This is a genomic window from Enterococcus sp. 3G6_DIV0642, assembly GCF_002140635.1.
In the GTDB taxonomy this organism is placed as follows: Bacteria; Bacillota; Bacilli; order Lactobacillales; family Enterococcaceae; genus Enterococcus_D; species Enterococcus_D casseliflavus.
Genome location: NZ_NGLH01000001.1, coordinates 817,398 through 835,634 on the forward strand (window position 1 = coordinate 817,398; position 18,237 = coordinate 835,634).

Here is an 18,237-nt window from a genome sequence, read left to right on the forward strand (position 1 = left end):
AAAAAGATAGGAGAATCATAGATGATATTGTGGAGAAATAAAGACTATTGTGTACTTCTAGTACTCGGATTTATTTTATTTCAATGTAAATTTCCTATTCATACAGAATTAATGTCTTCAGAACAATTAGAAACTTTGAATAGATCTATTGATGCGGCACTATCATTTGCTTCATTAGCAACAGCATTTTTATTTTTCACAGTGTCATTTATACCTGTAATGGCTGAAAAATCCCCTTTCTTCAAAAGTTTAAGAACAGACGTAAAAATTCTTGAAAGAATAATGCTGGATGCTTTTTTATTTTTTTTGGTGTCTATTATGTCATTATTTTTTGTATTTTCTGATTTATTAAGTTGGTCCGATGTAACACTTGTATATTCATTATGGCTAACTCTGTTGTTAACAGCATTATATGGGATGCTCAGTATATTCAAAGAACTTTTTTCAAATATAAAAAAAGAAATTAATAATTAAAAACATCTCTAAAATTAAATTTTTAAAAAGATCGCTTACAAAGTGGTCTTTTTATTTATAGAAAAGCGAGGTGGCAGACATAAACTGGACGGAACAAGAAATTGATAGGCTCAAAGATTTAATCAACGAAGGTTATACCAATAAAGAAATAGCAATCATATTATCAAACGAGTACGGAAGAGAGTTTACCAAGATTAGTGTAAAAAGCAAACGTCAACGATTGAACAAAGTAACGCCGCCTCGCACCGTAGATGGTCAATCAACGAAAACAAACGATATAACATTGATGGCACTATTTCTCAAGCTGAATTCGATGTAAAAATGGCTTTCTACCAGAAGGACAGTAAAACGCCAGAAGACATTCTCAAGTATAAGGGCTATGATCCGCAAGAGTGGGAAATATCTCAAGTAACAACTAACGAGTGGACGACCACAACAGCAGATATCCAGAAATGGAATCAGCAATTGAAGTTTGTGGTGAAGCCAAAACACAAGGCATTTAATGCATCTGCCTTCACTGAATCGATCGAGCCAGTAAAGCTAACCGCAATCAAGACGGGTGACCGAAACTTATTCATTGGTTTGGCTGATTGGCACTTTGGTATCACTAAGATAGAGGATTTACAAGATAAGCTAGCGAGAATGATTGAGATTATCTCAAAAGGCTATAAGCAGATTGTTATTGGTCAGCTAGGAGATTTATTCCATAGCAGCCAGATTAAGAAGTCAGTCACGATGGCTGGCACACAGTTAGATGATGTGGATATGGAGCAAGCGATTAAAGACGCTCGCTCCTTTTTTGACGTGTTGATTACTGAGTGTGTGAGACATTCGAAGCAAGTGACTGTTGAACACGCTGAAGGGAATCATAGTGGGTCGATCGAGTATATGTTTCTCCTATACCTAGAAGCCAAGTATCCGGATATCCAAGTGAATTACCATAATAAGTACCGACAAGCATTCATGTTGGATAATGTGGCGATCATGATTACTCATGGGCAGTATGGCAAGCGGAAGGATTTGCCGATGTTGTTTGCTACTGAGTTTAGCGATATATGGAGTAAGGCAACTACAAGGGAGATAATCACTGGTCATTTCCACACGCAACAGACGAACGACTATCAAGGTGTGATCCATCGTCAGTTAGGGACCATTAAACCGAATGATAGCTACGAGATTGAGAACGGTTGGACGATGGGTAAGAAGGTGCTGCAGTTGTTTGAATATGATAGTGAACTGTTGAGGGTGACGTATGACATCTAAGCCGAGATATTACTATTACATTCAGCTATCAGTTGGAATACTAAATCATAAGAACATCCGACAAGCGGAGTTGAAAACTAAGCACACGTTGCTTGAATGCTTTGGCCAGTTTGGCGACGAGTATATCGATCGGCATAGGCTGATATATGTTGGGCATGGTTGGAAGAGTGATTCGCATATTGTTGAGAGGTTGAACAGATTTTTATAGAAAGGTGGCGGCGTTAATGTGCAGAAATGGGAGTTAGCATACATAGATTATCAAAACGGCATGAAGTACAAAGACATAGCCGCTAAACATGATGTATCTATAAATACAGTTAAGTCTTGGAAGTCTAGAAAGTGGAATGCACCTCCTGAAATAAAGGGTGCAACAAAAAAAGAAAAGGTTGCACACAAAAAAGAGGTGCAACCAGTAATAGATAATGATGATCTTACAGAGCAACAAAAACTGTTTTGCCTTTACTATTTAGAGTGTTTTAATGCTACTAAAGCATATCAGAAATCATACCAATGCGACTATCAGTCCGCCAAAACTGCTGGAAATAGATTGTTGACAAATGTTCACATTAAAAATGAATTGCATCGACTCAAAGCTGAATTGCAAAATGATATGTTTTTAGATGTTAAAGATTTGATTAGCGAGTATGCAAAACAAGCCTTTTCTGATATCACTGATTTTACAGAGTTTGGACAAGAAATAGTTCAGTTCAGTGATGGTAGCGAGGGTCCAGTGTCATTTGTACGATTAAAAGATTCGGATTCGGTTGATGGCACTCTTATTCAAGAAGTGAAAAAAGGCAAGGACGGTGTATCTGTTAAGCTTTACGATAAGCAAAAAGCAATGTCAGAACTCATGAAATATCTTGGTGGTGATCGGTTGCGAGAAGCGCAGATTGCTGCAGTTATTGCTAAGAATAAGGATGGCAGCGAAGAGTTTGATATGGAAGACGATGGTTTCCTGGCAGCATTGGAATCTGAAGGTGAAGAACTATGGCCAGAAGAGTAAAACGGGCAGTATTTAAGTTCAAACCTTTCAGTAAAAAACAGAAGATGATTCTTACTTGGTGGACAAAGAAGTCTGCCGTTAAGGATAAAGACGGAATCATAGCCGATGGCGCTATTCGTTCAGGCAAAACTATTTCAATGTGTTTATCTTATGTCATGTGGGCTATGTCAACATTTGACAGCAAGAACCTTGGTATGGCAGGTAAAACTATTGGTTCGTTTCGGCGGAACGTGCTTTTTTGGTTAAAGCTAATGCTTTTATCGCGAGGATATCGCTACAAAGATCACCGTGCTGATAATATGCTAGAAGTTACCAAAAAAGGCAAAACCAATTACTTTTATGTTTTCGGCGGTAAAGATGAACGATCGCAAGACTTGATTCAAGGAATTACACTAGCTGGCATGTTCTTTGATGAAGTAGCGCTTATGCCAGAATCTTTTGTAAACCAAGCGACTGGACGTTGTTCCGAGAAAGGTTCAAAGTTTTGGTTCAACTGCAACCCAGATGGCCCATATCATTGGTTCAAACTGAATTGGATTGACAAGATCAAAGAAAAAAATCTGGTGTATCTTCACTTTACGATGGATGACAACCTTAGTTTAGATGAATCAATCAAGAAGAGATATCGCAGCATGTATTCAGGAGTCTTCTACAAACGATATATTCTTGGTTTGTGGACAGTTGCTGAAGGCGTTATTTACGATATGTTTGATCAGTCAAAGCATGTCTACAATAAACTAATTGATTTTATTTTTGGCGATAATTATATAAGCATTGACTACGGTACGCAGAACGCTACCGTATTTTTATTGTGGCAAAAAGGTAAAGATGGCATTTGGTATTGCGTGAAGGAGTTCTATTATTCTGGACGTGATAGCAAGAAACAAAAAACAGACAGTGAATTTGCTGATGAACTACAGAAGTTTACAGAAGGTATACGAATCAAAGAAGTGATTGTGGATCCGTCTGCTGCTTCTTTTATTGCCGAATTAAAGAAGCGAAACTTCAAAATAAGAAAAGCAAAAAATGATGTGCTAGATGGCATTCGTTTTGTTAGTACTCTCCTTAACGAAGAAAAAATAGCGTTTAATTCCTCTTGTGTGAATACCCTTAAGGAATTTAGTTCATATATATGGGATTCTAAAGCAATGGATCGTGGGGAGGATAAGCCAATAAAGCAAAATGACCACGCAATGGATGCTGTAAGATATTTCGTTTACACGATTATCTTCAAGAGCAATAAAGTTAAAATTACTAATCGTCCTACATGGATGGAATAAAGAAGGTGAAAGAATGGCAATTGCTATTGATCGTGAATTAGCTGGTGATATTAATAACCCTAGTATGGAAGTAATTAATTTCTGCATGGATGAGCATAAAAAAGAAATACCACGGCTGGATATGCTGTTTGATTACTACGAAGGTAAACCACATAAGATCGGACAAACGAAGATTCGAACACCACACGATATGGATGAAATCTTTGTCAACAACGCTAAATATGTAACGGATATGATGGTGGGATTCACTGTCGGCGCTCCTGTATCTTATGCACCAGCAAAGGATAAAGACATTACGCCTGTTACGGATGCGTTAGAAAAGATGAAAATTAAGAAGCACGATAAAGAATTAGAAAAAGGTCTATCAACAATGGGCATGGGACTTGAGTTACATTACCTTGCTATTAAACCCGGTACCGAAGGAAACGATGTTCCTGAAACCATACCTAAGATTGCTTGGATTGATCCAAGAGGTATGTTTTTAGTGGTTGATGATACTATCGACCGAACGAAGCTATTTGCTGTTCGTATGGTCAAGAAGCGTGACTTGAAAAGAAGAACATTCTGGGAGATAACAGTTTACACTCCAAAGTGGGTAATCACTTATTTATCAAAAACGAAGCGATTAGACCCTACAAGCTTAATCAATAAATCGCCGAATCCTAAAGTTAAACCACATTACTACAAGGATGTGCCTGTGGTCGAATTTAGGAATAACGAAGAAAAACAAGGCGACTATGAGCAGCAATTGTCCCAGATAGATGGGTACAACGTCTTACAGACTGATCGTATCAAAGACAAGAAGAACTTTGTCAAAGCGATTATGATCATGTTTGGATTTGGTCTGCCAGACGAAAAGCCAGATGAGATTAATGGAACAATGGCTATCGAAGCGCCAGCCAAATCAGATGGCGGAGATTTCCAGTATGCTACTAACACGTTTGATGAAACTCAAGTACAAACACTAGCAGATTCATTGCTAGACGATTTTCATAAGACAACTTATGTACCAAATCTTAATGATGAGAACTTTGCTGGTACTCAATCTGGAGAAGCGATGAAATACAAATTGTTCGGGTTGTTGCTTGTGTTGTCAATCAAAATTGGATACTTGGAAGATGGGATCATGCAGCGTTTGGAATTGTTACAAAACATTTTAAATGTAAAGGGTCAGAATGTGGATGTCGAAGGAACAACGATCAAGTTTAAACCTAACTTGCCAATTAACCGATCGGATATCATAAATCAGATCAAGGAATCGCAAGAGTTTATACCGTTATTAATTAGTTTAGGTTGGTTGGATGATATCGATAATCCACAAGAAGTGGTTGAAATGTTGAATCAGCAAAAAGAGGAAAACATGAAATTGCAAGCCAGAGCTTTGGGGGTTCAAGCTGAAGATAGTCATTCGGATTTGGATGATGAGACAGAGGAGGATGAAAAAGATGAAAGCTAGGAAGAAACCAGTAGTGGTTGAAGTTGTACAACTAAAAATGCTATCTGCACGTTCTTATCGCAAATGCAAAGAATTTGTTGGTGAAGTATGGGTTGACCATAATAATATGCCGAATGGATTACCTGGTATTGAAACATTAGAAGGCACAATGGAAATATCTGATGGTGGTTACATCATCAAAGGCGTTCAAGGTGAGTTCTATCCTTGCAATCCTGACATTTTTCACGAAACTTATGAACTTGTAAAGGATTGAGGAGCTGATTAAATGGCTCAAAAGAAACGCAAATTATCCTATTGGGAACGACGAAACATTGATGCTGAGCAAAAGATAAACGATGGCGCAATCAAAGTTGAGGAATCTGTGGCGAAGGCTTACAGGCAAGCGCAGACCTACTTAACCCAAAAGGTTAGGAAGCTATTTGCTCGCTCCCAACAACGATCAGGACTATCTGAGGATGAAGCTGAACGGATACTGAATCAAACAACCTCGGTTGAAGAGTTAACGGAGTTAAGAAAGCTATCTAAACAAATTAAAGATCCAGAGTTGCAAGCTTCAGCAAAAAACAGATTGCAAGCATTAGCATTTAAAGAACGCATCAGACGTGCAGAGGACTTGAAAGCCAAGTCTTTTTTAGTTTCTAAGCAAGTTGCTGATGTTCAACTAGAAAAGCAGACGGAATTCTATGTAGATGTTATTCATGAAACGTATCGTGAGGCGACAGCTGAATCAGTCATCCGTAAGGCACAAGAGAATGCTAAGAACGGCTTAGTCATTGAAGTATGGAATAAAAAGGATTATCAGTTTAAGGAATTATCGACCAGGTATACAAAGAACATCCTTGATAGTCACTGGCATGGATCGAATTATTCTAAACGGCTGTGGGGAGATACTGAAGCTTTAGCAGCAAGGCTGGAAGAGTTGTTCACTGTTGAAAGCATGACTGCTATGTCAGAGTTTGAAATGGCTAAGGCAATAGCTAATGAGTTCGACCGCTCTATTGGTGTTGCTAGACGCTTAATTCGGACAGAAGCTAATTACATGGCTAATCAAGCGAAACTCAAAGCGTGGCAAGATAACGGCGTAAAAGAGTACATGCTTGTTGCTGTGTTGGACTTGCGAACATCTGAAATTTGTAAGGGGAAAGACCACAAAATATATCCAGTTTATGAAGCTAAAGTAAATGGCGCTAGCGGCACGTATCCGCCTTTTCATCCATGGTGCAGAACAATAGCAGTAATGCACAGCAAGCGCACACTGAAGCTACCTAGAAACGCTTTGGATCCTATCAGTGGCAATGTCATTCCGATTAGAGGTGACACAACCTATAACGACTGGATGGATAAGTTGAAATCAATAAATTAAAAGATAATACTATTATAAAAGAGTTAGTTTTCTTCAAATGTTTCAATGATTTTAATTATTCCTTTGTGATTGGTTTTATAATATAGTTCCATAAGGTTTTCTCTTAGTGTGTTAGCAATATCGAAATACTTAAATTCTGGAACTAATGTCCATAACGAGAAATCATTATTGAAAATAGGTGTCAAAAACGAAGCGGCATACTGATGCAATGGTCTATGATTCGAGTCACATTCTAGAATTATTTCACTTAGTAATTCTGAAGGATATTTATTGTTTTGATCCAACAGGTTTTTTAAAGAGAAACTTTTAACATTTTTTGAATCAAATAAATCATTGTAATATCTTAGATAATTTAATTCGTAATTTTTAAAATTTCCTTTTAATTTCATTTGAGATAATTTTTTTAGAGTGTATCTTGATGAACATTCACAAATTATTTCTTCAAACCATAAGTAGGGTTGATCTTCATTTCTATTTATTAGTCGATGACAATATTCGTGCCCAATCTGATACGCAATTTGTGAATAAAGAAGGTTTGATGAAAAATTTAAGTAAATGATATTGTCATGATAAAGGTTTATAGGCGAATCTCTATTTCTATCATTTATAATTTCTAGTTTATCTGCAAATGATAAATTCCATGCCCTATCTATGATTTTCATAGATAAACTAATAACTTTTGATGCATCAACGATGTGATTTGGATAATCTGCATTTGAAGAAAAGTAAGCATTTTTGTAATTAGGAATTTCAATTCTCATATTGTGTTCCACCTTTCTATATTTATCATTATAAAGAATAAAAGATATTTATGCTATGCCCATTCGCTACTTGGGGCTTTACAAATTAAGTGAGCAATAATCTATTAACGTGTGTGGGTTCAAAATAGAATACCAAAGTGAAAGCACTGTGTCTGGGCGAAAGCGTGGATGGGGTGCTTTTTGTTATGCCTGTTTTGAGTGTGCATGGGTAAAGGAGAAAAGTTTATGCAAGAGAATAAATTGTTAATGAACCAATTTGTAGGACAGCCATGTAGCAATCGATTGATGAAGATGAAACTGCAGTTCTTTGCTGATGGTGGCGAGGGTGACGGTGCAGACGGTGGTCAAGATGGTGATTCTGGAGATGGTGAAAGCAAGCCGATTTCTTTCGCCAGCCAATCTGAATTTGATTCTGTAGTCGATAAGCGTATTTCTAAAGCTATTGAAACTGCACAGGCTAAATGGCAAGCAGAAGCTGAAAAACGCATTCAAGATGCTGAAAAAAAAGGTCAAATGTCCGCTGAAGAAAAAGCGCAGTACGAGTTGCAACAAGAGCGTGAAAGGTTAGAAGCTGACCGTGTGGCATTAAAGCGTGACAAAGATGAAACAAGTGTAATTAAACGCCTTTCTACTGATAAGCTTCCTGACTCTCTCTCAACAGTTTTGGCACCTCTATTCGGTGGTGATGAAAAGAATTTGGATGAAGCATATGGCAATGTATCTAAAGCATTTCGTGAAGCAGTTGAGCAAGCAGTGAACATTCGTCTTGCCAGATCAGCTGATAACCCAGCAGGTAACGGTGGCGGTTCAGATGTAGAATCAATCGGTAGTCAATATGCCAAGAATGCGAACAGTCGTACAAAAGCAGACAATGACACCTTTTGGAAATAAAAAAATAGGAGGAAACACAAATGTATGTAAAACCAATCAAAACAGCTGAGCAATTAAACTTCTTAGCTAGCGCAACGTTCCAAAACTTTACCTATCAAGCTGACAAATCTTTCGAATCTGGTGAAATCTATCCAGCGAATGACGCTACAGCTTTAGGTATTGTATTTAATTCAGTAACAGTAGATGCTGACACAGGCTCACAACCAGTAGCAATCCTTGTGGGTGGTTATGTATTGACTGATCGTTTGCCAGAAGCACCAACGGATGCTGCGATCACTGCACTGAAGAATATCACCTTCTTAGATGCTGATAAAAAACCAAAAGTAGCCGCTGACAGCGGAGAATAAAAGAAAGCAGGAGGAAATAAACATGCCAACAATTATGGAATTATTTACACAAAACGAAGTTTTAAGCTATGTTCGTGATCGCGAATATAAACCTTTACTAGGTGAAACACTCTTCCCAGAGCGCAAACAGCCGTCTTTGAAATTGGATCAATTAAGCGGTGGTAGTCGTATCCCTATCGCAGCATCTATCCACGACTTCGATACTGAGGCGGAAATCGGAAGCCGTATTGCTAACAAGCAAGAGTTGGAATTGAGCTTGATCAAACGCAAAATGCAATTGAAAGAAACAGACATTATTGCATTGGAAAATCCACGCACGCCTGCAGAACAAGCATATCTAGTAGGTCAAGTCTACAATGATATCGATTCATTAGTGCAAGGTGTCCGTGCTCGTGTGGAAGCTATGCGGATGGAAGTATTAGCTGCTGGACAAGTTACGGTTAAAGAAAATGGATTGAACTTCACGCTTGATTACCATGTTCCTACTGAACACAAAGAAGCCTTGACTGGTACGAACGTTTGGACGAATGAAAATTCTGATCCATTAGCTGATATTGAACGTTGGATTGATGCATTGGATACTAAGCCAACTCGTGCATTGACTTCTCGCAAAATCTATCGTGCACTTGCTACCCATCCTAAAATCATTGCTGCAATCTTTGGTAAAGATTCTGGTCGTGTAGTTTCTCAAGCTGATTTGGATGCGTTTATGGAAACTCATGGTTATCCAGTGATCCGTACCTACGATGAAAAATACAAAGTACAAGAAGCTAATGGAACATACACTACTAAGAAATACTTCCCAGAAAACAAATTTGCAATGTTCAATGACGACTTGCTGGGAGAAACATTATATGGGCCAACCGCAGAAGAAACTCGTTTGACTCGTGATCCGGCTGTCGATACCAGCTTAGTCGGAAACGTCTTAGCTTCTGTATATGACGAAACTCGTGATCCAGTTGGAACTTGGACAAAAGCTGTTGCAACTGCATTACCTTCATTTGCAGCTGCTGATGAAGTGTTCCAAGCACAACCGATTTAGGTCTAGCTTATGAAGGTAAAAGTTAAAGATAGCCCGGTGTTCTATGATGGACACCGGTATAAATCAGGAGAAACACTTCAAATCGACAAGAAGTATTTTAACTCAACTCTCTTTGAAGAAGTACAACAGAAGAAAAAAGCTAACTCAAAGGAGTGATAGCTTATGAACGAACAAAATCAAATAGTCCTAGATAAGCTTGCTGTCGAACTAGGGCGTAAGTTTTTTATTACGGATCCAACGGCCATCGAAATTTTGAAAGATGATATCAAAGATGCGATGTATGACGCCTTGGATTATTGTAATCGTGATGTACTTGTGGGTAATATGTCGTCTTCTGTTAAAGATTTGTATATCTTTCGCAGAAATACTGAAGGAAACGAAGGAGAAACCGCTCGTACTGAGGGCGGTATATCTCAATCGTTTGAAATTGGTGTGCCTGCAAAGATCCAATCAAAACTCAATCGCTACAGAGTGGCTAAAGTGAGGTCGTTCAGATGAGACTTAGAGAACGAGACTTGCAAACAGTCTACCTAAAAAAGCGAAAAGTCACTCATGACGAAGAAGCAGAAGAAATACTCACATACCCGTTTGATCCGATTGAGTTACGTATGAATGTACAAGCTGCAAGCGGTTCTGTAAACGCCCAAATCTATGGCAGCAAGCTTGAAACAATGAAAGCTTGCAAATACCAAGGCGACAAGATTAGCGAGTCACAGAATGAACTAGACGGCATTTGCGTCTACGTTGGTAAAGATGAGGAACCAGACTTCACGATTAAATCTATCCAGACATTTTCGACACACAAGAATATTATGCTGGAAAGGAATGATAATCGTGGGAGTTGAAATCAAAGGCCTTGAAAGTTTACGGCGAAAAGTGAAAGCAATACCGCAAATCTTAGATGATGCGATGTGGGATGCAACCTTTGAAATTACCGAGTTGATCAAACAAGCCGCTGAATTGCGATTATCGTCTAGCATGAAATATTCTAGTGGTGAATTATTGGGAAGTTTGAAGAATGAAGTTGTGATCAATGCACAAAACCAAATTGTTGGGCGTGTCTGGTCCGACAAGCAAGAAGCGCTATTTCGTGAAGTTGGTACTGGTCCTGTCGGTGAAGCTAGTCAAAAAGACCTACCAGAAGGATTTACACCAGTTTACTCGCAAACAGCATGGTTTATCCCAGCAAAAGATGTTGCTGTGGATTTGGAAGCTATATACGGTATTCCTCGTGTGACTGTTCAAGGTACAGACTTCTACATTACCAAAGGACAGCCAGCACGACCGTTCTTGTATCCTTCTTTAGTAGATTTGATCGGTGAAGCACCTGAAATCTACAAAGAACATGTACAACGCAAGTTAAGGGAGTTGAAGTGATGGAACGAGTGAATATGAAGACAGTCACTGTTGAAGTATTACAATCCGTTACAGCTATCAAAAAGATTGCCACGGACTATCCTTCAACTTGGAATACATTCCCATTGGCTATTTATAGGACAGCCAATAAACCACATCAGATTGATTCGTTGGGCAATGAGTTACAAACAGATTGGACAATCACAGTTGAATTATACGGAGACAAAAGCCAGACCAGTATTGCTGAAAGTGTTTTAAGTACATTCGGTAGTATTGGTTTTTCTGGTACCGCTAAAGATGCTAACACGGCTGATCTAAAGCGAATCATCGTTGAAGTAACAGCTGTAGTTGATAATGTTACGAAATATGTTTATAAAAAATAGGAGGAATTACACATGGATTTTGCAGGACTATTATCAAAAGGTACCGTCTTAACCTACAAAGATGGTGCAACAACTAAAACTGTAGCAGCAGTTAAATCTATCCCAGCATTGGGCAGTGACCCAGAAAAAGTTGATGTTACACACTTGGGATCAGAAAAGAAAGCTTATATCAAAGGTATCGAAGATGTAGATAACTTTGAATTTGCGATCGTTTATCAAGGGGACAACTTCCGAGATGTCCATGCATTGGTTGAAACTGGCAAATCTGTGGCTTGGACGATCACTTATCCAGACGGATTGAAAGCTGAATTCACTGGCGAGCCTTACTACAAATTTGATGGAGCTGAAGTTAACCAAGCGATTGGGTTTAACTTAGGTATCGTTGTAAGTGACGGTCCAGATATCACTCCGGCACCAGCGCCGGGGGAGTAATAACCACTGAAGATACCAAAGGGGACAATGCAGACGAATCAGAGACTGAGGGATAATCCTTAGTCTCTATTTTTATAAATTAGGAGGAAACATACATGTCAAAAAACAACGTAGTACAAATGCCAAACACTAAAACATTTCAATTAGGAGACTTAACTTTACAACTTCGATTAGATGGTAAATCGATTTTAGCAATCGAAAAGCGCTTAGACGAAGGGATTATGGGTCTTTTTGTTAAAAAACAAGGCGAAATCAAATTACCACCAGCCAACAGTTTATTGATTATCTTGCAAGGTGCTAATAAAACAAGCGGTGTGACAGATAAAGCAATCGTTGATGCGTTCGAGCAATACATTGAATCAGGAAAAACAACGATGGATCTATTTGGCGAAATCAACGACTTCTTGGATGAAGCTGGTTTTTTCGGAAAGAAAGAAACGGCGAACGAAGCGACAGATGGGGAATCTTTGGATCAAACGAACAGCGAAGACAGTCTTCTATAAAAAACTTTTCTAATTTATCTGAAATGCTTGAGCACATGTATCCTCAAGCGGTTGAAGCAGGAATCCCTGCTACCGAGTATTGGGGAATGACGCTTGAAGAAATTATGATACAAGTGCAAGCAAACAAAAAGATCAAAGAGAATGAGCTGAAAGAAAAAGCAATGTTTGACTACTCTCAGCAACGTTTAGCGGTTTTCGCTTTCAACGCACCGAAGGAGTTTCCAAAATTTGAAGATGCTTATCCTTTTCTCAAGCAACTTGAGCAAGCTGTTGAAGAAGCGAAAACTGAAGAAGAAACAAAACAAGAAACTATGCAATGTGAACAGGAAATATTCTTGGCACAAGCGCAAGCAATCAAAGCAACAAGGGAAAGAAGAAAACTCATTGAAGAAAGGTAGGTGAGAAAGCATGGAATTAGAAACACTTGAAGTCTTATTAGATATCAATACTGCTCGAGTTGAGCAATCCCTAGAGAGTGTACTGCCAAAAATTGAGGGTGCAATGAGTAGAATCCAACAAATGTCCGGTAACTCAATGGATCGCACAGAGAAAAATATGGATATTGAAAAAGGCGCTAGCAATTTCACGAAACAACTTGAAAAAATGAATCAAGCACTAGAAAAGACGTTAGCAAATTTTGAACGATCTACAAAGCAATCGTCCGAAGCGGCTGGTGATAACTTTGCAACAGGTGTACGTAAAGCTCGTCCGAAAGTGACCAAGGAAATCGATGCGATGGTGAATGAGATCAACGCCAAGATGGGACAAGCGAAAGCAGCACAAGAAAAGGTTGCTTATCTGAAATCGCAAAGGCAAACGGCATCTAGTCAAGGAGATACAGGGAAAGTCGTTAAATACGATGAACAAATCGCTCGAGCGCAAGCTCAGATGACAAAATTCCAAGATCAGGCAAAAGGTATGGGTAATACAATCAAGCGTGAATTAGACGCTGTTCCATCTTCCTTGGAAAATATAACAAAAGGCATGAGCCAAAACGAAGCCCAAATTGAAGCGATGCGAAAACGAATTCGGACGTTGAAGGCGGAGTACAACGATCAACGTGTGCCAACTGGCAGCTTTACATCTGGATTCAAGAATTATGAAGATACTCCTCAATCACTGAAAACGTCTGGAGAGATTCAAAAACAATCAATCAAGATGAATAAGCTTATAAGTGACAATGATCGTTTGCAAAAGGAATACGCACAAACAGAAGACAGAGCAGATGCGTTGAGAAAGGCTCTGCAACGAGTTAACTCTGCTTTGGGACAATCATCCATTCAAACGGGCAATGCTTCTAGCGGCGCTAGTATGACAGGTACAGGACTGAAGCAATCTGAGCGGGCTGTTTCTAAATATGGCGGTGTATTCAACCGTATGTCCAATGCAGTTTCGCACGGGTTTGGGAGTGTCGGAAATGGCTTAAGGAACTCTCTTGGATTTATTGGAAAGTTCGGAAGTCTATTTTCTAGTAATTCCAACAAAGTTACATCTGGGACAAATCGAATGACAGGAAGCACGAATGCTTTTGGCCAGTCGATGAAATATCTGTTACCTTCATTGGTTGTTTATCAGCTGTTAGGTGGCGCAATTACCAAACTAGCTAGCGGTATGATGTCAGCGTTGAAAACGAACGATCAATTCAGCGCTTCTTTGAATCAGATTAAAGTCAATCTTATGACGGCATTCTATCCGATATACACGGCAATCTTACCAGCATTAAATGCGTTAATGAGTACAGTAGCTCAACTGACAGGGCAGCTGGCTTCCATTATTGCGATGCTATTCGGGACAACCTATGATGCAGCAAAACAAGGCGCTAGTGGACTGTATGACAATATCCAAGCTTTAAACGATACCGGATCTTCCGCAAATAAAGTCAATGAGAAAGTGAAGAAACTACAAAAGTCTCTCATGGGATTTGACCAAATCAACAAGCTAACGATGGATACGGATGAGGAAAAGAAAGAAGATTCCACAACTCCTGGCATTGATTTTGGTTCAGCGACAGGCACTTATTCAACGCCTAAATGGATGAGAGACATCCAAAATTTGTTGAAGGATTTCTTCAAGCCTTTCCAAGATGCATGGAAAAATCAAGGCCAACGAGTGATCGATGCTTGGAAGTATGCATTAGGCGAGGTAATGGGTTTGGCTTCTGCTATCGGCAAGTCATTTATGGAAGTTTGGACAAACGGAACAGGTCAATTATTCATTGAGAATATCCTGATTTTATTAGCAGATGTACTTGGCATAATTGGTGATATTGCTGGTGCGTTCAGACGTGCATGGGAAGATGATGGCCGAGGAACAAGGCTAATTCAATCGTTCTTTGATATGTGGAATCGAATTCTTGAATTACTTCATGAAATTGCTGTTGCTTTTCGAAACGCATGGAACGATGGTCGTGGAGAAAGTATAGCTGCCAATATTCTTGAAATCTATACGAATATCTTCAACACGATCGGCAACATTGCCGAGCAACTTAAAAAGGCGTGGAAAGAAGGAAGAGTTGGAGAATCAATCTTCGGAACGATACTCGATGCAGTAGATGATTTGTTAGGTAATATCAACAGCATGACAAAAGCCACTGAAGAGTGGGCAAAAAACCTTGATTTCACGCCATTACTTAAAGCGATAGATGGATTATTCAAATCAATTCGGCCTATCTTGAAAAATGTTGGTGATGGGCTTGAGTGGTTATACAAGAATGTTTTGTTACCATTGGCAAGCTTTTTCATTGAAGACTATGTGCCTAAATACTTTGATATGTTCTCAGCAGCGTTGGAAGCTTTAAATCAAGTGATTGAGATATTTAAACCAATTTTTAAATGGTTCTGGGATGTGGTTATCGTTCCCTTATCTCAGGTAGCTAAATTTTTGATCCTTACTCAATTAGAGGCATTGACTAAAGGGCTTGAATTCCTTGCCAGCGTGTTGGAAAAAGTTGCAAATGCAGTTAAGAATCCTAAAAAAGCAATTGGTGAATTGAAAGATGTCATAGATGACAAGTTCGGTAGTATTATGACTTTTGTTTCTGATACCTGGGGGAACGTTCAAAAGTGGACTAGTGATACTTGGAACAATGCTAAGAAAACCGTTTCTGAGAAAGCTTCTGATATCTGGAACAGCGTGAGTAGTAGATGGAGTGACATCAAAAAAAACACGAAAGAAACATGGGACACTTTTACTACAGATGTTTCAAACAAAGCAAGAACTGCTAAGGATAATGCATCAAGTCGTCTGCAAGAGCTTAGGAATAATATTTCTGATCGATGGAATAATGTTAAAAGTAACACGGTAGAGAGATGGAATGAAATCCGAGACAAAGTTTCAACATCGGCTGAATCTGCCAGAGAAAAAGCTAGCACTGCAATCTCTAACTTGAAAACAAACATGGGTGGATCTTTTGATACCATGAAAACTAATGCCTCAGAAGCTTTTGAAAAAATAACTGGTTGGGCTACGGGATTAGGTGAAAAAATCGGGAAAGGTCTTGGAGATGGTGCTAAGAAAGTTAAAGAAGGCGCAGGAAAAATTTTCAATGGGATGGTAGGAGTCATTGGAAAAGGTGTCAACGGTGTTATCAGTGGTATTAACTGGGTATTAAGTAAAGTTGGGGCAGGAGATAGCGCCCTGCAGAAATGGACTATTCCAACTTATGCTAAAGGTACTGGGTATCACCCGGGGGGACCCGCTCTAGTAAATGACGGACTAGGATCTAATTATCAAGAAGCTTACCGGACACCTGACGGACGAACAGGAATCTTTCCTGCTCAAAGAAATCTTATGGTTAACCTTCCAAAAGGAACATCTGTCTTGAGTGGTCCTAAAACCGCTGCAATGTATGATGTACCAGCTTACGCAAATGGTGTAGGCGAATGGTTAAAAGAAAAGTGGGATGGAGCAAAGGAAATTGCTTCAGATATTTGGTCATATGCTTCGAATCCTAAAAAACTTTTAAATGCTGCGATTTCGAAATTTGTTAATTTAAAAGGCGCTGTGGATCCAGCGTTGTCAATCGCAAAAGGATCAGTAGGAACAATTGCTGAAGGCGCCTATGAATGGGTTAAATCTAAATTTGACGCAGGATACGAGACGCAAAACAGTTCGTTTGATGGATCAATGGGGAATTGGGGTGTATACAAATACCTATATGATATCGCCAGAAAAACCGTCGATCGATATCCTGGTATGAGAATCACTTCTGGGTTTAGACCAGGCGATCCTCATTCTCACGGAAAGCACCAAGCAATTGATGTTGCATATCCTGCAAGTATGAATGGATCATCAAGATACTTTGCTCCAGCGAACTGGGTATTTGATAACTTTGCTTCTAAAGTAGCCTACGTAATCACTCAAGGTAAAGTTCGAGACCGTAAAGGAATGTCCGGTACTGGATCAAGTGGAAGTTGGGTGAGATGGCCGCAAAACGACCACTACGACCATTTGCATATCAACGGCTCACTCGGAGCAAGTGACATAGACAAGAATGCTTCGTTTGGTGCATCTGGAGGTGCAGCAGTTGCTGGTCAGTATGGTTCATCAGTAGAAAGATGGCGATCGACTGTCAATAGCGCATTGAACAAACTAGGTATTTACTCACTAGCCAATGCAAATCGCACGCTTTACCAAATGAAGACTGAATCAAACGGTAACCCTAACGCTATCAACAATTGGGATATCAATGCCAAAAATGGCACACCTTCTAAAGGATTGATGCAGGTCATTGATCCAACATTTAGAGCCTATGCAAGAAGCCCGTACAACAAGAATATTTGGGATCCTATGTCGAATATTTTGGCTTCTATGAGATATGCATTAAGTCGGTACGGATCACTGGCAGCAGCTTATCGAGGTGTTGGATATGAGAATGGCGGCTTAGTTTCTCAAGATGGGCTATATCGAATGGGTGAAGGTAATAAGAAAGAGATGGTCATTCCGCTTGAGAAACCTCAACGGGCTGCTGAATTAATCCAACAAGCTGTTGAGTATCTTGGACTTGATATGTTCAACTCAAGCATAATGTTGCCAGAAATGTTCCAAACACCAACATTCTCACCGTCGAATAGTACGTTTAGTAACAATAACCAAATGAACTATGAAGGTGGTGGCATGAAAGACTTTACATCATCTATGGTAACAACATTGATGAATGCCATTTCTGCCATGGGTGCAACGCCAACACAGGCGCCAAATGGAGATATTATCATTAATATTGGCGGCAAAGAATTTGGTCGTATCGCTGTTAAAGAAATTAACAAGTACCACCAACAACTCGGGTATACCGAATTAAACATTTAGGAGGATTGATCTGATGGCTGGATATTTAAAAATAAACGGAGTTACGATCAAAACTCCTAAAAAGTTTACAGCTGGAATTCAAGGAGTTGATGGCGACTCTGGTCGTAATGCTAAAGGAGACATGGTGCGCGACTATATTACAACAAAGAGAAAGATGGACCTTGAGTGGGGACCACTGACTGACGCAGAAATTTCGCCAATTTTAAAAGCGGTGATGCCTGTTTTCTTTGAAGTAACTTATCCAGATCCTATGGAAGGCGGTATTGTCACGAAAACTTTTTACGTGGGTGATCGATCCTCCCCAGCATATTCCTGGCATGACAAATTGCCTAAATGGGAAGGATTAACAATGAGTTTTATTGAAAGGTAGGTGAGG

Annotated in this window: 20 protein-coding genes; 19 read left to right on the plus strand and 1 reads right to left on the minus strand. The window is 39.3% G+C overall.

Annotated elements, in window-relative coordinates:
• The first annotated feature begins 21 nt into the window (after nt 1-21).
• The 7 genes from A5878_RS03985 to A5878_RS04025 all read left to right on the plus strand — a co-directional run bounded on the left by A5878_RS03985 (nt 22) and on the right by A5878_RS04025 (nt 6,842).
• Nucleotides 22-474 (plus strand): hypothetical protein, encoded by a 453-nt coding sequence (locus A5878_RS03985; protein ID WP_086294665.1) that lies wholly within the window; start codon nt 22-24, stop codon nt 472-474.
• Nucleotides 475-795: 321 nt separating this feature from the next.
• Nucleotides 796-1,737: a hypothetical protein gene (locus A5878_RS03995; RefSeq protein ID WP_086294667.1), complete on the plus strand. Its 942-nt coding sequence runs from the start codon at nt 796-798 to the stop codon at nt 1,735-1,737.
• Between the two features lie 226 nt (nt 1,738-1,963).
• On the plus strand, nt 1,964-2,743 hold the full coding sequence (locus A5878_RS04005) for a terminase small subunit (protein WP_086294669.1): 780 nt from the start codon (nt 1,964-1,966) through the stop codon (nt 2,741-2,743).
• Entirely contained in the window at nt 2,728-4,023 is a 1,296-nt protein-coding gene (locus A5878_RS04010) for a PBSX family phage terminase large subunit (protein WP_086294670.1), read from the plus strand. Before A5878_RS04005 ends, A5878_RS04010 begins: the two co-directional genes overlap by 16 nt.
• 13 nt (nt 4,024-4,036) lie before the next feature.
• Entirely contained in the window at nt 4,037-5,479 is a 1,443-nt protein-coding gene (locus A5878_RS04015; protein WP_086294671.1) for a phage portal protein, read from the plus strand.
• Nucleotides 5,469-5,732: a hypothetical protein gene (locus A5878_RS04020; RefSeq protein ID WP_086294672.1), complete on the plus strand. Its 264-nt coding sequence runs from the start codon at nt 5,469-5,471 to the stop codon at nt 5,730-5,732. The genes A5878_RS04015 and A5878_RS04020 overlap by 11 nt, the downstream gene beginning before the upstream one ends.
• A gap of 12 nt (nt 5,733-5,744) precedes the next feature.
• A complete protein-coding gene (locus tag A5878_RS04025; protein WP_086294673.1) occupies nt 5,745-6,842 on the plus strand; it encodes a minor capsid protein in 1,098 nt (365 codons plus the stop codon).
• Nucleotides 6,843-6,865: 23 nt separating this feature from the next.
• Here A5878_RS04025 and A5878_RS04030 read toward each other — a convergent pair whose 3' ends face one another.
• Complete coding sequence (locus A5878_RS04030) at nt 6,866-7,603, minus strand: hypothetical protein (protein WP_086294674.1); 738 nt, start codon at nt 7,601-7,603, stop codon at nt 6,866-6,868.
• Nucleotides 7,604-7,807: 204 nt separating this feature from the next.
• On the opposite strand from A5878_RS04030, the gene A5878_RS04035 reads away from it, so the two are divergent.
• The 12 genes from A5878_RS04035 to A5878_RS04090 all read left to right on the plus strand — a co-directional run bounded on the left by A5878_RS04035 (nt 7,808) and on the right by A5878_RS04090 (nt 18,231).
• A complete protein-coding gene (locus tag A5878_RS04035) occupies nt 7,808-8,494 on the plus strand; it encodes a DUF4355 domain-containing protein (RefSeq protein WP_252708600.1) in 687 nt (228 codons plus the stop codon).
• Between the two features lie 20 nt (nt 8,495-8,514).
• Nucleotides 8,515-8,841 (plus strand): hypothetical protein, encoded by a 327-nt coding sequence (locus A5878_RS04040; RefSeq protein WP_086294676.1) that lies wholly within the window; start codon nt 8,515-8,517, stop codon nt 8,839-8,841.
• Nucleotides 8,842-8,863: 22 nt separating this feature from the next.
• Nucleotides 8,864-9,883, plus strand: coding sequence for a major capsid protein (locus tag A5878_RS04045; protein WP_086294677.1), 1,020 nt, complete (start codon nt 8,864-8,866; stop codon nt 9,881-9,883).
• 162 nt (nt 9,884-10,045) lie between these two features.
• Entirely contained in the window at nt 10,046-10,381 is a 336-nt protein-coding gene (locus A5878_RS04050) for a phage head-tail connector protein (RefSeq protein ID WP_086294678.1), read from the plus strand.
• Nucleotides 10,378-10,728: a hypothetical protein gene (locus A5878_RS04055; RefSeq protein ID WP_086294679.1), complete on the plus strand. Its 351-nt coding sequence runs from the start codon at nt 10,378-10,380 to the stop codon at nt 10,726-10,728. Before A5878_RS04050 ends, A5878_RS04055 begins: the two co-directional genes overlap by 4 nt.
• On the plus strand, nt 10,718-11,260 hold the full coding sequence (locus tag A5878_RS04060; RefSeq protein ID WP_086294680.1) for a hypothetical protein: 543 nt from the start codon (nt 10,718-10,720) through the stop codon (nt 11,258-11,260). The genes A5878_RS04055 and A5878_RS04060 overlap by 11 nt, the downstream gene beginning before the upstream one ends.
• Nucleotides 11,260-11,622, plus strand: coding sequence for a hypothetical protein (locus tag A5878_RS04065; RefSeq protein ID WP_086294681.1), 363 nt, complete (start codon nt 11,260-11,262; stop codon nt 11,620-11,622). The genes A5878_RS04060 and A5878_RS04065 overlap by 1 nt, the downstream gene beginning before the upstream one ends.
• Before the next feature lie 12 nt (nt 11,623-11,634).
• Nucleotides 11,635-12,054, plus strand: a complete 420-nt coding sequence (locus tag A5878_RS04070; RefSeq protein ID WP_086294682.1) for a phage tail protein — start codon at nt 11,635-11,637, stop codon at nt 12,052-12,054.
• A gap of 95 nt (nt 12,055-12,149) precedes the next feature.
• Nucleotides 12,150-12,557, plus strand: coding sequence for a DUF6096 family protein (locus A5878_RS04075; RefSeq protein ID WP_086294683.1), 408 nt, complete (start codon nt 12,150-12,152; stop codon nt 12,555-12,557).
• A 23-nt stretch (nt 12,558-12,580) separates the two neighbouring features.
• Nucleotides 12,581-12,955, plus strand: a complete 375-nt coding sequence (locus tag A5878_RS04080; RefSeq protein ID WP_086294684.1) for a hypothetical protein — start codon at nt 12,581-12,583, stop codon at nt 12,953-12,955.
• 10 nt (nt 12,956-12,965) lie between these two features.
• On the plus strand, nt 12,966-17,861 hold the full coding sequence (locus A5878_RS04085; RefSeq protein ID WP_086294685.1) for a transglycosylase SLT domain-containing protein: 4,896 nt from the start codon (nt 12,966-12,968) through the stop codon (nt 17,859-17,861).
• 13 nt (nt 17,862-17,874) lie between these two features.
• Nucleotides 17,875-18,231, plus strand: a complete 357-nt coding sequence (locus A5878_RS04090) for a DUF6711 family protein (protein WP_010749498.1) — start codon at nt 17,875-17,877, stop codon at nt 18,229-18,231.
• Nucleotides 18,232-18,237 lie beyond the last annotated feature (6 nt).